Source organism: Pseudomonas sp. AC112, from assembly GCF_979253545.1.
On sequence record NZ_CEEDCM010000001.1, the window covers coordinates 1,256,251 to 1,270,311 of the forward strand.

General features: G+C 59.0%; 15 protein-coding genes. 4 read left to right on the forward strand and 11 right to left on the reverse strand.

Going from position 1 to position 14,061, the window contains the following annotated elements; translation table 11 throughout:
- Positions 1-122 precede the first annotated feature (122 nt).
- Positions 123-1,568 carry an aldehyde dehydrogenase family protein gene (locus AC0IYN_RS05965; protein ID WP_406596933.1) on the reverse strand — a complete coding sequence of 482 codons (1,446 nt, stop codon included), beginning with the start codon at positions 1,566-1,568 and terminating at the stop codon, positions 123-125.
- Positions 1,569-1,622: 54 nt separating this feature from the next.
- Complete coding sequence (kdgD, locus tag AC0IYN_RS05970; RefSeq protein WP_034102171.1) at positions 1,623-2,534, reverse strand: 5-dehydro-4-deoxyglucarate dehydratase; 912 nt, start codon at positions 2,532-2,534, stop codon at positions 1,623-1,625.
- A gap of 234 nt (positions 2,535-2,768) precedes the next feature.
- Here kdgD and AC0IYN_RS05975 point away from each other — a divergent pair, with 234 nt between their 5' ends.
- Together AC0IYN_RS05975 and AC0IYN_RS05980 are read left to right on the forward strand one after the other, a co-directional pair.
- Positions 2,769-3,926: a phospholipase gene (locus AC0IYN_RS05975; RefSeq protein ID WP_406596932.1), complete on the forward strand. Its 1,158-nt coding sequence runs from the start codon at positions 2,769-2,771 to the stop codon at positions 3,924-3,926.
- A 247-nt stretch (positions 3,927-4,173) separates the two neighbouring features.
- Positions 4,174-4,545, forward strand: coding sequence for a hypothetical protein (locus AC0IYN_RS05980; protein WP_406596931.1), 372 nt, complete (start codon positions 4,174-4,176; stop codon positions 4,543-4,545).
- 19 nt (positions 4,546-4,564) lie between these two features.
- Here the strand turns inward: AC0IYN_RS05980 and AC0IYN_RS05985 are convergent, their stop codons facing one another.
- From AC0IYN_RS05985 to rplM, 8 genes are all read right to left on the reverse strand, one after another.
- A complete protein-coding gene (locus AC0IYN_RS05985) occupies positions 4,565-5,314 on the reverse strand; it encodes a FadR/GntR family transcriptional regulator (RefSeq protein WP_025856285.1) in 750 nt (249 codons plus the stop codon).
- A gap of 158 nt (positions 5,315-5,472) precedes the next feature.
- On the reverse strand, positions 5,473-5,892 hold the full coding sequence (locus tag AC0IYN_RS05990) for a ClpXP protease specificity-enhancing factor (RefSeq protein ID WP_406596930.1): 420 nt from the start codon (positions 5,890-5,892) through the stop codon (positions 5,473-5,475).
- 17 nt (positions 5,893-5,909) lie between these two features.
- Positions 5,910-6,527 (reverse strand): glutathione S-transferase N-terminal domain-containing protein, encoded by a 618-nt coding sequence (locus tag AC0IYN_RS05995; protein WP_024073431.1) that lies wholly within the window; start codon positions 6,525-6,527, stop codon positions 5,910-5,912.
- Positions 6,528-6,676: 149 nt separating this feature from the next.
- A complete protein-coding gene (locus AC0IYN_RS06000) occupies positions 6,677-7,456 on the reverse strand; it encodes a cytochrome c1 (RefSeq protein WP_034102164.1) in 780 nt (259 codons plus the stop codon).
- Positions 7,456-8,667: a cytochrome b gene (locus AC0IYN_RS06005; protein ID WP_003171746.1), complete on the reverse strand. Its 1,212-nt coding sequence runs from the start codon at positions 8,665-8,667 to the stop codon at positions 7,456-7,458. Before AC0IYN_RS06005 ends, AC0IYN_RS06000 begins: the two co-directional genes overlap by 1 nt.
- On the reverse strand, positions 8,667-9,260 hold the full coding sequence (gene petA / locus AC0IYN_RS06010) for a ubiquinol-cytochrome c reductase iron-sulfur subunit (protein WP_034102161.1): 594 nt from the start codon (positions 9,258-9,260) through the stop codon (positions 8,667-8,669). The genes AC0IYN_RS06005 and petA overlap by 1 nt, the downstream gene beginning before the upstream one ends.
- A gap of 266 nt (positions 9,261-9,526) precedes the next feature.
- Positions 9,527-9,919 (reverse strand): 30S ribosomal protein S9, encoded by a 393-nt coding sequence (gene rpsI, locus AC0IYN_RS06015; protein ID WP_002555064.1) that lies wholly within the window; start codon positions 9,917-9,919, stop codon positions 9,527-9,529.
- A 14-nt stretch (positions 9,920-9,933) separates the two neighbouring features.
- Entirely contained in the window at positions 9,934-10,362 is a 429-nt protein-coding gene (rplM, locus tag AC0IYN_RS06020; RefSeq protein ID WP_003188508.1) for a 50S ribosomal protein L13, read from the reverse strand.
- Positions 10,363-10,610: 248 nt separating this feature from the next.
- Here rplM and AC0IYN_RS06025 point away from each other — a divergent pair, with 248 nt between their 5' ends.
- A complete protein-coding gene (locus AC0IYN_RS06025) occupies positions 10,611-11,651 on the forward strand; it encodes an NADP(H)-dependent aldo-keto reductase (RefSeq protein ID WP_122723722.1) in 1,041 nt (346 codons plus the stop codon).
- Positions 11,652-11,738: 87 nt separating this feature from the next.
- Here AC0IYN_RS06025 and AC0IYN_RS06030 read toward each other — a convergent pair whose 3' ends face one another.
- Positions 11,739-12,875, reverse strand: a complete 1,137-nt coding sequence (locus AC0IYN_RS06030) for an acyl-CoA dehydrogenase family protein (protein WP_457239577.1) — start codon at positions 12,873-12,875, stop codon at positions 11,739-11,741.
- Between the two features lie 220 nt (positions 12,876-13,095).
- On the opposite strand from AC0IYN_RS06030, the gene AC0IYN_RS06035 reads away from it, so the two are divergent.
- Entirely contained in the window at positions 13,096-14,016 is a 921-nt protein-coding gene (locus AC0IYN_RS06035) for a GlxA family transcriptional regulator (RefSeq protein ID WP_178076864.1), read from the forward strand.
- The last annotated feature ends 45 nt before the right edge of the window (positions 14,017-14,061 follow it).

The following is a 14,061-nucleotide window of genomic DNA, read 5'->3' on the forward strand; positions in this document are numbered from 1 at the left end:
GCTTTCATGTGGGAGCCGGGCTTGCCCGCGATACAGGCACCTCGGTGTGTCAGGCACACACCGGTGATGCTATCGCAGGCAAGCCAGCTCCCACACAAAGCGGGCGCCACGGGTGTCGCGTTTTACGAACCGATGTAGCTGGTCTTCACCACGGTGTAGAACTCTTGCGCATAGCGACCTTGCTCACGCGAACCATAGGACGAGCCCTTACGACCACCAAACGGAACGTGATAGTCCACGCCGGCAGTCGGCAGGTTGACCATCACCATCCCGGCCTGGGAATGGCGCTTGAAGTGGTTGGCGTACTTGAGCGACGTGGTGGCAATGCCCGCTGACAACCCGAACTCAGTGTCATTGGCCATCGCCAGCGCTGCTTCGTAGTCCGCCACGCGCACCACGTTGGCCACTGGGCCGAAGATCTCTTCACGGCTGATACGCATGGCGGCTTCACTGTCGGCAAACAGCGTCGGTGCCAGGTAATAGCCTTCGGTGTCACAGGTCACCAGGCCGCCACCGCTCACCAGCCGCGCACCTTCGCTCTGGCCGATGTCGATGTACTTGAGGTCCTGGTCCAACTGGGCCTGGGAAACCACCGGGCCGATGTCGGTGCCGCTCTTGAGGGCGTGGCCGACCTTGATCGACTTCATGCGCTCAGCCATGGCCGCGACGAACTGGTCGTGGATACCGGCGGTGACGATCAAGCGGCTCGACGCCGTGCAACGCTGGCCGGTGGAGTAGAACGCGCTCTGCACCGACAGCTCGACGGCCTGCTTGAGGTCGGCGTCGTCGAGGATGATCTGCGGGTTCTTGCCGCCCATTTCCAACTGCACCTTGGCCTGGCGTGACACACAGCTGACTGCAATCTGGCGCCCAACACCGACGGAACCGGTAAAGCTGATGCCATCGACCTTCGGGCTGTTGACCAGCACATCACCCACGACGCGACCGCTGCCCATCACCAGGTTGAACACGCCGGCAGGGAAACCGGCGCGGGAAATGATTTCGGCCAGGGCCCAGGCGCAGCCTGGCACCAACTCGGCAGGCTTGATCACCACGCAGTTACCGTAAGCCAGGGCCGGGGCGATCTTCCAGGCGGGGATGGCGATCGGGAAGTTCCACGGCGTAATCAGGCCGACCACACCCAGGGCTTCGCGGGTGACTTCAACGTTGACGCCCGGACGCACCGACGGCACGTAGTCGCCGGACAGCCGCAGGCATTCACCGGCGAAAAACTTGAAGATGTTACCGGCACGGGTTACTTCGCCGATGGCTTCGGGCAGGGTCTTGCCCTCTTCACGGGCCAGCAGGGTGCCGAGTTCTTCGCGGCGCGCGAGGATTTCGCTGCCGACTTTATCCAGGGCGTCATGGCGCGCCTGGATGCCGGAAGTGGACCAGGCCGGGAATGCGGCGCGGGCAGCGTCGATGGCAGCGTTGACTTGGGCAACATCAGCCTTGGCGTATTCACCAATGACATCGGACAACTCCGATGGGTTGAGGTTGACGCAATAGTCGGCACCGGCCACCCATTGGCCGTTGATGAAGTTATCGAAACGTTGGGCTTGGGACACAAATCTTCTCCTGACGCAAAAGGCCGCTGATTACTCAGCGGCCTTGTAGATGGGTTATTGCGCGCCTTGCTTGTCGATCAGCGCGGCCAGGGCTTCATATTCTTCCGGCAGCAGGTCGGTCAGCGGCGTACGCACCGGGCCTGCGTCATAGCCGGCGATTTTCGCACCGGCCTTGACGATGCTCACCGCATACCCGGCCTTGCGGTTACGGATGTCCAGGTACGGCAGGAAGAAGTCGTCGATGATCTTGGCGACAGTGGCGTGATCGTCCTTGGCGATGGCGTGGTAGAAGTCCATCGCGGTTTTCGGGATGAAGTTGAACACCGCCGAGGAGTACACCGGCACACCGAGGGCTTTGTAGGCAGCGGCGTAAACCTCTGCAGTCGGCAGGCCGCCGAGGTAGCTGAAACGATCACCGAGGCGACGGCGGATCGACACCATCAACTCGATGTCACCCAGGCCATCCTTGTAGCCGATCAAGTTCGGGCAGCGCTCGGCCAAGCGTTCCAGCAGCGGCGCGGTCAGGCGGCAGACGTTGCGGTTGTACACCACCACGCCGATCTTGACTGACTTGCACACCGCTTCCACGTGGGCGGCAACCCCGTCCTGGCTGGCTTCGGTGAGGTAGTGCGGCAGCAGCAGCAGGCCTTTGGCACCGAGGCGCTCAGCTTCCTGGGCGTACTCGATGGCCTGGCGGGTCGAACCACCTACACCGGCCAGGATAGGCACGCTGGTAGCGCAGGTATCAACGGCGGTTTTCACCACCTGGGAATATTCGCTGGCAGCGAGGGAGAAAAACTCACCGGTACCGCCGGCAGCGAACAAGGCAGTGGCGCCGTAAGGGGCAAGCCATTCCAGGCGCTTGATGTAGCCCGCCTGGTGGAAGTCACCCTGGGCGTTGAAATCGGTCACCGGGAAAGACAGCAGACCGTGGGAGAGGATGGACTTCAGTTCTTGTGGATTCATTATTCGAACACCCTGGGCGAAGACTTTCTGTCGAAAGGTTGTTGTTGGTTTTGGTGATGTCGTACGTCATCGTACAACTATAAAAAGATTCGTCAACTGCAATTCATCAGACTTCATCGGGTGACGTGTTTAGACGTGCGTTCTTGACGTAGGAAGTTTTTCCTCTATGCTCGGAATAACTGTATATGCATACAGTTATCACGGAAGATTCCTACGACATAGCAAGGAGCTAACATGTCAGGTCTAGAACTCGCTGCACCCGAAAAGAACCCGCCTACCCTGCGCTTCGAAGGGGGTGAACACACCGCCATAGGCGACGACACGCTGTTGCGTTTCGTCAAAGACGCACCGGCCATTCCCGCACGCCAAGTCGAACTGCACCTGCCCAACGGGCTGGCGCTGACCTATGGTCAAGTGATCGCCCTGGGCGGCGACTTCTATGGCATCCCCGGCCAGCCCATCAGCGACGGCGCCTCCCCTGCCGATCGTGTGCAACGCTTTACCGCCGCATTCAACAGCCTGGCGGTACTGCCCGCCTCGCGGGAAGAAGCGCACAAGATCCTCGCGGTGATGCAAAAGGAGATCAATGCGGTCAAGCAGGCGATCAAGGATGGCAAGCAACCTCACGAAGCCTACGACGCGCTGGGTGACACGTTGTCGGAAGAATGGAATCGCATCACCGGCGGCGGCAGTGCGGTATCGGCGCTGATTCCGCTGGGGCGTTACTTGAAACTGGCAGCGGACAACGCCGATCACTTCGGGGAATGGGCGCTGTCGGCGTACCTGGCAGGCCACACGGCGGCGCTGCAACAAGCCGTTGTGGCCCACCAGACCGGCACCGACCAGGCGCTGGAACTGGCGTATGCCATGAACAGCTTTGCCGATCACTTTTTGACCGACCTGTTCTCAGCCGGGCACTTGCGTGTCCCACGCAAACAACTCGCAGCGGTGGTGACACCCGGTGAACTGGGTTCGCTGATCAGTCGCTTCATGCATGACGAAGACAGCAAGTTCGGGCTTAAGGTGCGTAATGCCATGGGCGATCAATGGCATGCGTATGGGGATAAGCGCTACTTCGATGCCATCGACGCGGACAACCGGACGCAGGTCAAACGTGCGGTGCAGGCCTCGGCGGATGAGATCTTCGACACCTTCATCAGTGGTGTCCCGCCCTCCCCGGCCAACTTCAAGGCACCGCTGTATGTGCCGGACCTGAATGCCGCGCAGAACCCGGCGAACAACTTTTCGCCGCTGTTCAAGGCAGAAGGCAATAAGGTGCTGCGCCGCAAGGACGTGAATGACCTCAACGACAAGCACTGGACCAACGATTGGTGGGGGTGGAGCACGTACCTGCTGCTCAAGGACTACAAGCCAAATCAACCAGCAAGCTAATAGCGTTGAACTGTAGCAGCCGGCTTGCCGGCGATGGCGATCTCACGAACGCTATCGCCGGCAAGCCGGCTCCTACATTAACGCGGTGTGCCCTTCACCTGGTTTTTGGACATGGGGCCGCTCATCGGGACTGTTATTTCTAACAGTATCCATTACTGTTGCAGCCGGCGTTAAGTACGCTGAAGAGCCCGTTCAGGCTTGCGCCGAAGTGTGCAGTGGCGTCTCTCGGTAATTGAGGAGACTTACCATGGCAACAGAATATAACCCCCCCATCCTTGAATCCCAGGCAAAAAACGCGGCGGGCGAAACAATCGTCGATGCTGCCAAAGACCTGAAAGTTTCAGTTCCAAGCGGTCAGCCAATCGCACCCACAAACACCCTGTACGTACTCCTGACCAAAGCCGGCGAAATGCAACCTCGCTGGCAAAGCAGTGGTACCCAGACAGGCGACTTCAATCCCGACACCGAAGAGGAGTTCATCAAACCAGACCTTGGAGGGGTAATACCTAAGGAGCATCTCGCAAAACTCAAAGGCAAGTCGGCAGAGATCAGCTACAGGATGGACACTGAATCAGGGGGCGAACACAAATCCGAAACGCATAGGATATTCATCAAGTGAAGCGTTCAGGTGCAAGTATCTAGCCGCGCTGCGCTTCTGCCTCTTCATGGGCATGGCGCAGCCGCTCACGGCTGTTGGTCAGGTGCAATCGCATCGCCGCCCGCGCCGCATCGGAATCCTGGCGGGCAATCGCTTCATAGATTTCTTCGTGCTCACGGCTTAAGCGGCTCATGTAGTGCTGCTGGTCATCATGGGCCAGGCGCGCCGAGTTCAGGCGGGTGCGTGGAATGATGCTGGTGCCCAGGTGCGTCATGATGTCGGTGAAGTAGCGGTTGCCAGTGGACAGGGCAATTTCCAGGTGGAAGGCAAAGTCGGAGGCCACCGCGTCACCGGCGTGAGCCGCGCTTTCATTCAGGGCATCGAGCGCTGCGCGCATGGCGGCCAGTTGTTCATCGCTGCGGCGCAATGCGGCCAGACCTGCGGACTCCACTTCCAGGCTGATCCGCAACTCCAGGATCGCCAGCACATCACGCAGGGTCACCACGGTGGCCGGGTCGATACGAAAACCGCTCGGGCTTGGCGTATCCAGCACAAAGGTGCCGATACCGTGCCGGGTTTCAACCTGCCCCGCCGCCTGCAAGCGCGAGATCGCTTCTCGCACTACGGTGCGGCTGACCCCATGGGCGTCCATGATCGCTGACTCGGTGGGCAGCTTGTCGCCGCGCTTGAGTTGGCCGTCGCGGATCTGCTCGGACAACACCGTGACCAATTCCTGGGCAAGGCTGCGGCGCTTGCGGGGAAGACGAGGGGCGGTGTTGGCGTTTTCCATGATGAATCATCTTTCTCGGTGAGCTTGAGCACGCATCATAGCCCATGGTGGTTGTACGATCACCGTCTGGGCGCGACTTTCATCCTTATCCTGCGCGCAAAAAAATGCCCCGACACAGGTCGAGGCATTTTTCCAGCCACCCCCAAGGGGACAGCTCGTTATTTCACGACTTTCAGGCTAGGCCGGCCACTGGGGCGCGGTGGCTCGGAATCCGGTGGCGGCAGTTCATCGCCCTCTTCGGTTTCAATCGATTCGTCATCCTCGAAAGGCGACTCCAGATCGAACACCATGCCTTGGCCGTTCTCCCGGGCATAGATGCCGAGGATGGCGCCAATCGGCACGTACAGCGTATGCGGCACACCGCCGAAACGCCCTTCGAAGCTAACCGCTTCATTGTCCATGTGCAGGTGGCGCACGGCGCTGGGTGATACGTTCAGCACAATCTGCCCGTCACTGGCAAAACCCTGCGGTACCTGAACCGCAGCAAATTCGGAATTGACCAGCATGTGCGGGGTGCAATCGTTGTCCACAATCCACTCATAGAGCGCGCGGACCAAGTAGGGTCGACTGGAGTTCATCAGCGGCTCCTTAAGCCTTAGCGCATATCGCGTTCGACACCAGACAGACTCGCCTGGAAAGCCTCACGCGCAAACTGGCGCTCCATGTAATCAAGCAGCGGCTTGGCAGGCCGCGGCAGTTCAATACCGAGAATCGGCAAACGCCAGAGTATCGGTAATAGGCAGCAATCGACCAAACTTTGTTCCTCACTGAGGAAAAAAGGTTTATCGGCGAACAGCGGCGAAACGCCGGTCAGGCTCTCGCGCAATTCCTTACGCGCCTGTACACGTGCCGCCTCTTTGCTGCGGGTATCCAGAATCACATCCACCAGCCCGCACCAGTCACGCTGGATCCGATGGATCAGCAGGCGGCTATTGGCACGCGCCACCGGGTACACCGGCAGCAAGGGTGGATGCGGGTAACGCTCATCCAGGTATTCCATCACGACGGTCGACTCCCACAACGCCAGGTCACGATCGACCAGGGTGGGCAAGCTGCCGTAGGGGTTCACTTCGATCAGTTTGGGTGGATGACGGCCTGCTTCCACACTGATGATCTCGGCGCTGACACCCTTCTCTGCGAGCACGATACGTACTCGGTGGGAATAGTGGTCGGCGGGGTCGGAGTAACAGGCCAACCGGTTGGTCACGCCCATGGCGGTCCTCCTCGCTTGTTGAAATTATCGAAAGCTCAAAAACGAGCGCGCCCAGTGAGCATCTCTGTAACGCCTGGTACAACCAGACCGCTACGTATTCAGAGATGCCGCTGGGCGCGCAAGATTAACAGCAATTGCTTACGGTTGGATCAATGCACATCCTTCCAGTATTCGCGTTTGAGCAGATAGGCGAATACGAAGAAGAAGGCCAGGTACAGCAACACATACGTACCGATGCGCTGATGCTGCAGTTTGACCGGGTTGGCCGAGTAGGCCAGGAAGGTCACGAGGTTCTTGACCTTCTCGTCGAACTGCTCGTCTGTCAACGAACCTGGGGTTTCTATCTTCAGTTGATCGCACGCTTCATGAGTCAAAGGCGTGCCGGTCAACGGATCGTATTGCTTCTTGCCGTCTTCAACGACCTGAATCTGCTTGCATCCTACCACTTGCTTGCCTTGCAGGCCGACCAGAACGTTAGGCATGCCGACATTCGGGAACACACGGTTGTTCACGCCATAAGGGCGCGCCGGGTCTTCGTAGAAGGATTTCAGGTAGCCGTAGAGCCAGTCGGTGCCGCGTACACGTGCCACCAGGGTCAAGTCAGGCGGTGCTGCGCCAAACCAGGTCTTGGCGTCGGCAGGCTTCATGCCGATGGTCATGTGGTCGCCGATCTTGGCACCGGTGAACACCAGCTTCTCCAGCATCATTTCATGGGGGATACCGAGGTCATCGGCCACCCGTTCGTAACGCTGGAACTTGGCGCTGTGACACCCCATGCAGTAGTTGGCGAACGTACGTGCGCCGTCTTGCATGGCCGCCTTGTCAGACACGTCGATATCGACTTTTTCCAGTTCCGGACCGCCGTGCTCGGCAGCGAAGGACAGTAGCGGTAGGGCCGCAAGCATCAATGCAACGAATAACTTTTTCATCAGCCAGTCACCCTTTCCGGAACCGGTTTGGTCTTCTCGAGCCGGGTGTAGAACGGCATCAGAATGAAGTAGGCGAAGTACAGGAAGGTGCAAACCTGCGACAGCAACGTACGCTCAGGGGTCGGCGCCAATACGCCCAGTACACCCAGGATCACGAACGCAATGCAGAACACCCACAGCCAGATCTTGCTCAGCCAGCCCTTGTAGCGCATGGACTTGACCGGGCTGCGGTCGAGCCAAGGCAACACGAACAGCACCGCGATGGCTGCGCCCATGGCGATTACGCCCATGAGCTTGTCCGGGATCGCCCGCAAGATCGCGTAGAACGGCGTGAAGTACCAGACTGGGGCAATGTGCTCAGGTGTCTTGAAGGCGTTGGCCTGTTCGAAGTTAGGCTTCTCGAGGAAATACCCGCCCATCTCCGGGAAAAAGAACACGATCGAGCAGAACACGAACAGGAACACCACCACGCCGACAATGTCTTTCACGGTGTAGTAAGGGTGGAACGGAATGCCGTCCAGCGGGATGCCGTTTTCGTCCTTGTGCTTCTTGATGTCCACGCCATCCGGGTTGTTGGAACCCACTTCGTGCAGCGCCAGGATGTGCAACACCACCAGGCCCAGGATCACGATCGGCAAGGCCACCACGTGCAGGGCGAAGAAGCGGTTCAGGGTGATGCCAGAGATCAGGTAGTCACCACGGATCCACTGGGTCAGGTCGTTGCCGATCACTGGGATCGCACCGAACAACGAGATGATCACCTGGGCGCCCCAGTACGACATCTGGCCCCACGGCAGCAGGTACCCCATGAAGGCTTCGGCCATCAGCGCCAGGTAGATCAGCATGCCGAACACCCACACCAGCTCACGAGGCTTCTGGTAGGAGCCGTAGAGCAGGCCGCGGAACATGTGCAGGTAGACGACGATAAAGAACGCCGAGGCGCCGGTAGAGTGCAACAGGCGCAGGATCGAGCCGTACTCGACGTCACGCATGATGTACTCGACGGAGGCGAACGCCTCTTCCGCCGACGGGGTGTAGCTCATCGTCAACCAAACGCCGGTAACGATCTGGTTGACCAGCACCAGCAGCGCCAGGGAGCCGAAGAAGTAGAAGAAGTTGAAGTTTTTTGGCGCGTAATATTTGCTGAGATGGTCTTCCCACATTTTAGTGGCGGGGAAGCGCGCATCCACCCAATCCATGAACTTGCTCATCACGCGTTCTCCTTATCGAGGCCAATGACAATGAGGTCGTCAGTTTCGTAGGTGTGCGGAGGAACCGGCAGGTTCAAGGGAGCGGGTTGGGACTTGTAGACGCGACCAGCAAGGTCGTAATGCGAGCCGTGGCAAGGGCAGAAATAACCGCCGACCCAATCCTTGCCCAGGTCGACCGGGGCCACCTCCGGGCGGAAGGTAGGCGAGCAACCCAGGTGGGTACAGAGACCGACCAGCAGCAGGATCTCTGGCTTGATCGAACGTACTTCGTTCTTGGCGTAGGCGGGTTGGTCGGAATTCTCGGATTTAGGGTCAGACAACTGGCCTTCGATCTTTTTCAGATTCCCCAGGATTTCCTCGGTACGACGAACAATGAAGACCGGCTGGCCGCGCCACTCAGCAATCATCTGCTGTCCTGGCTCGATCTTGCTGATATTCACCTTCACCGGTGCACCTGCGGCTTTCGCCTTGGCACTGGGAAACCATGACCCCACGAACGGGACCGCAGCCCCCACCGCTCCTGCAGCACCCACCACGGATGTGGCTGCTACCAAGAAGCGACGCCGGCCTGCATTCACGCCGTCATTGCTCATTCAGTCCTCTCCCATCAGCTTTTTGGCCTGTTAAATCAGGCGTCTACTAAGTGTTGAATCTTTACTTATAAAAATTTTGCCGAATGGTAATGAAAAGCCCCACGTATGACAAGGGAATTGCCCTGGGCTCAGCCTCCAGGCCTTGTAGTATAGGGGGTCTACGGATGTGGCAAGTTGTCACGGTGATTTTTCTGCATAAATTGCAGGCAATAAAAAACGCCCAGCTCCGTGAGGAGGCTGGGCGTTTTTGTGGAACGTAAAGCGAATTAACGCTTCGAGTACTGCGGACGCTTACGCGCTTTACGCAGACCGACTTTCTTACGTTCAACTTCACGGGCATCGCGAGTCACGAAGCCAGCTTTGCGCAGAGCGCCACGCAGGGTTTCGTCGTACTGCATCAGAGCGCGAGTGATACCGTGGCGGATTGCGCCAGCTTGACCACTTACACCGCCACCGATAACGGTGACGTAGATGTCGAACTTTTCAACGGTCTCGGTCAGTTCCAGCGGCTGACGAACTACCATGCGGGCAGTTTCGCGGCCGAAGAAGTTGTCCAGGGAGCGGTTGTTGATCGAGATGTTACCAGTGCCCGGACGCAGGAAAACGCGTGCGGTTGCGGTTTTGCGACGGCCAGTGCCGTAATTTTGAGTCGCCGACATAATGAACTATTCCGTTAAAACTTCAGTTCTTGGGGCTGCTGAGCAGCATGAGGGTGTACAGCGCCCGCATAGACTTTCAGCTTGCGAAACATATCGCGACCCAGTGGGCCCTTAGGCAGCATGCCTTTGACCGCGATTTCGATCGGGGCTTCAGGCTTCTTGGCAATCAGGCCTTCGAAGTTGGAAGACTTGATACCGCCTGGGAAACCGGAGTGACGGTAGTACATTTTGTCGCTTGCTTTGTTGCCGGTTACACGAACCTGCTCAGCGTTGATGATCACGATGTAGTCACCGGTGTCAACGTGAGGGGTGTACTCAGGCTTGTGCTTGCCACGCAGACGGCTGGCGACTTCAGTGGCCAGACGACCCAGGGTCTGACCAGCGGCGTCGACGACAAACCAGTCGCGCTGAACTGTTTCCGGTTTTGCAGTAAAAGTTGTCATTCTTTAATAGCCTCAGGGGCCGCCCTGTAAATTAGACGGCGGATCTTACTGAATAGTGCGTACTTTGACAAGTCAAAGGCAGCCGGATACAGACGCTATCGGGGGCTCGGGTCGGCGCGTCCGTTCAACGGCAAGATTCTTCGGCAGGCGGCGCATCACTTCCACTGCAGAAAGAGGTGGGCAATTATGCAGATTGCGAAAAAAAATTCAACCTGCTTTTATGATTGTTTTCCCCGAAGGAGTACCCGATGGATTATCGACAGCTGGGCCGTACGGATCTGAACGTGAGCGCGATAGCCCTGGGCACCATGACGTGGGGCGAGCAGAACAGCGAGGCAGAGGCCTTCGCGCAGATCGAGCGGGCCAAGGGTGCGGGGATCAACTTCCTCGACACGGCCGAAATGTACCCGGTGCCGCCCAAGGCCGACACCTATGCCACGACCGAGCGCTACATCGGTAATTACTTCAAAAGCCGTGGCGACCGTGCCGACTGGATCCTCGCCAGCAAGATCGCCGGCCCCGGCAACACCATCGACTACATCCGCGATGGCCACCTGCGCCACAACCGCAAGCACATCGTCGACGCACTGGATGCCAGCCTCAAGCGCCTGCAAACGGACTGGATCGACCTCTACCAGCTGCATTGGCCAGAACGCAGCACCAACTTCTTCGGCCAACTGAGCTACAAGCACAAGGACGAAGACGACCTCACCCCGCTGGAAGAAACCCTCGAGGCGCTGGACGAGCAAGTGAAGGCGGGCAAGATCCGCCACATCGGCCTGTCCAACGAAACCCCGTGGGGCACCATGAAATTCCTGGCCCTGGCCGAAGCCCGTGGCTGGACCCGTGCGGTGTCGATCCAGAACCCCTACAACCTGCTCAACCGCAGCTTCGAAGTGGGCCTGGCGGAAGTCGCGATCCGTGAACAGTGCGGCTTGCTGGCGTATTCGCCACTGGCGTTCGGCATGCTCAGCGGCAAGTACGAAAACGGCGCGCGTCCGGCCAAGGCACGCCTGACGGAATACAGCCGCTTCAGCCGTTACTTCAACCCGCAGTCTGAAGCGGCGTGCAGCCGGTATGTGGCACTGGCACGCGAACATGGCCTGGACCCGGCGCAGATGGCGCTGGCGTTCGTGACCCAGCAGCCATTCGTGACCAGCAATATCATTGGCGCCACCAGCCTGGAGCAGCTGGACAGCAACATTGCCAGTGCTGACCTGAAACTGTCGAAAGAGGTATTGGAAGGGATTGAGGCGATTCAGAAGGATCACCCGAACCCAGCGCCTTGATTGATCCTAAGCCGGCTCCTACAGGGGAATGCGTTGCCAATGTAGGAGCCGGCTTGCCGGCGATGGCGTCATCAGCCGTACCCTGGATCAAAGCGCCCGCGCAATGATCTCCTTCATGATCTCGTTGGTTCCCGCATAAATGCGCTGCACCCGCGCATCCGCCCACGCCCGTGCAATCGGGTATTCCCACATAAAGCCGTAGCCGCCGTGCAACTGCACGCATTCATCGAGCACCTTGCATTGCAGATCCGTGGCCCAGTACTTGGCCATCGCCGCCGTGGGCACATCCAGCTTGCCTTCCAGATGCAGCGCCATGCATTTGTCGACGAATACTCGACCGATCTGAATCTCGGTGGCCATCTCCGCCAGCTTGAAGCGCGTGTTCTGAAAGTCCGCAATCGCCTTGCCAAACGCCTTGCGCTCGCGGGTGTATTCCAGGGTCCATTGCAACGCCGCCTCGGCTGACGACAACGCGCCAATCGCCACGGTCAGGCGCTCCTGAGGCAACTCCTGCATCAAGTACGCGAAGCCCATGCCCGCCTGGCCCAGCAGGTTTTCCTTGGGCACCCGCACATCCTGGAAGAACAGCTCCGAGGTGTCCTGGGCCTTCATGCCCACCTTCTCCAGGCGCTTACCCTTGTCGAAGCCTGGCGTGTCGGCTTCCACCAGGAACAGGCTGGTGCCCTTGGCGCCCGCCTTGGGATCGGTCTTGGCGACCACGATCACCAGCTCAGCTAGGTAGCCATTGGTGATGAACGTCTTTGAGCCATTGATCACGTACTCATCGCCGTCTAGCACAGCAGTGGTCTTGACGCCTTGCAGGTCGGAACCGGCACCCGGCTCGGTCATGGCAATGGCCGTGACCATCTCGCCGGAGATCAACTTGGGCAGGTATTTGTGCTTCAGCGCCTCACTGCCGTAATGCAGGATGTACGGCGCAACAATGTCCGAGTGCAGGGAAAAACCGATGCCGGTCAGGCCCAGCCGGCTGATCTCTTCGATCACCACCGCGCTGTACAGGAAGTCGGCGCCCAGCCCGCCATATTCCTCCGGCAAGTGCGAACACAGCATGCCCGCCTCCCCTGCCTTGGTCCACAAACCACGGTCGATGTAGCCCTGTTTCTCCCATTGCCCATGGAACGGCGCGGCGTCCTTTTCGAGGAAGGTGCGCACGCTCTCGCGGAAGAGTTCGTGTTCCGGGCTGAACAAGGTTCTGGGAATCATGGGTCACCTGCGTGGATTGTCGGACAAAGACGAGCCCACAGAGACTATGCCGCGAAGGCAGCACGGGACACTGGACACATGCGACAAAAAATAAGACGATCCAGCCGTCTGGTGACCACTTTCCCCTATAAGAATAAATGAAATTATGTCTAACCAAATCTCCACGCCCTTGCGGCGCGTCAGCATTTTGGCCATTGATCGGGTATTCGCTTCAACCCTCATGCAAGCCAAGGATTTCTTCCACCTCGCCAGCCTGCGTTACGGCAAACAGCAAGGCCTGGGCCTGACCCCCGCGTTTGAAACGCGCCTGGTCAGCCCCGACGGTCAATCGGTGCGTAGCTTCAGTGATGTGATCATGCCGGTGGACGGCGGCCTGGAAGACGCCGACATCATCGTGCTGCCAGCCTTCTGGGATGACTTCGACGCCTTGTGCACACGCTACCCGCAGGTGTTGCCCTGGCTGCGCGATCAGCACGCACGCGGTGCGGTGTTGTGCGGCGAAGCCACCGGGGTGTTCTGGTTGGCCGAAGCCGGCCTGCTCGATGGCAAGGAGGCGACCACCTATTGGCGCTTCTTCAATGCGTTCAGCGAGCGCTTCCCCAAGGTCCAGCTCAACCAGGACAAGCACCTCACCGACGCCGACAACCTGTATTGCGCGGGCGGCACCACCTCGGCGTGCGACCTCTACATCTACCTGATCGAGCGCTTCTGCGGCGCCAACATCGCCCAGGCTGTGGCCCGCGACATTCTCTATGAAGTACAGCGCAGCTATGCACCCGGACGCATCGGGTTTGGCGGACAGAAGCTGCATCAGGACGTGATCATCCTGCAGATCCAGCACTGGCTCGAAGAACACTTCGCCGACAAATTCCGCTTCGAAGACGTGGCCCGGGAACACGGCATGAGCATCCGCAACTTCATGCGCCGCTTCCAGACCGCCACCGGCGACAAGCCGCTGCACTACCTGCAACGGCTGCGTATCGAGACGGCAAAGGGCCTGCTCTCGGGCAGCCGCAAGAGCATCAAGACCATCAGTTATGAGGTGGGTTACGACGATGCGAGTTTCTTTGCACGGCTGTTCAGGCAGCACACGGAGTTGTCGCCGAACCAGTATCGCCAGCAGTTTCAGCAAGCGGCGTAGGTTCGCCGCTTGACGAAGCAAACGACCCTGTACACCGCAATGGTG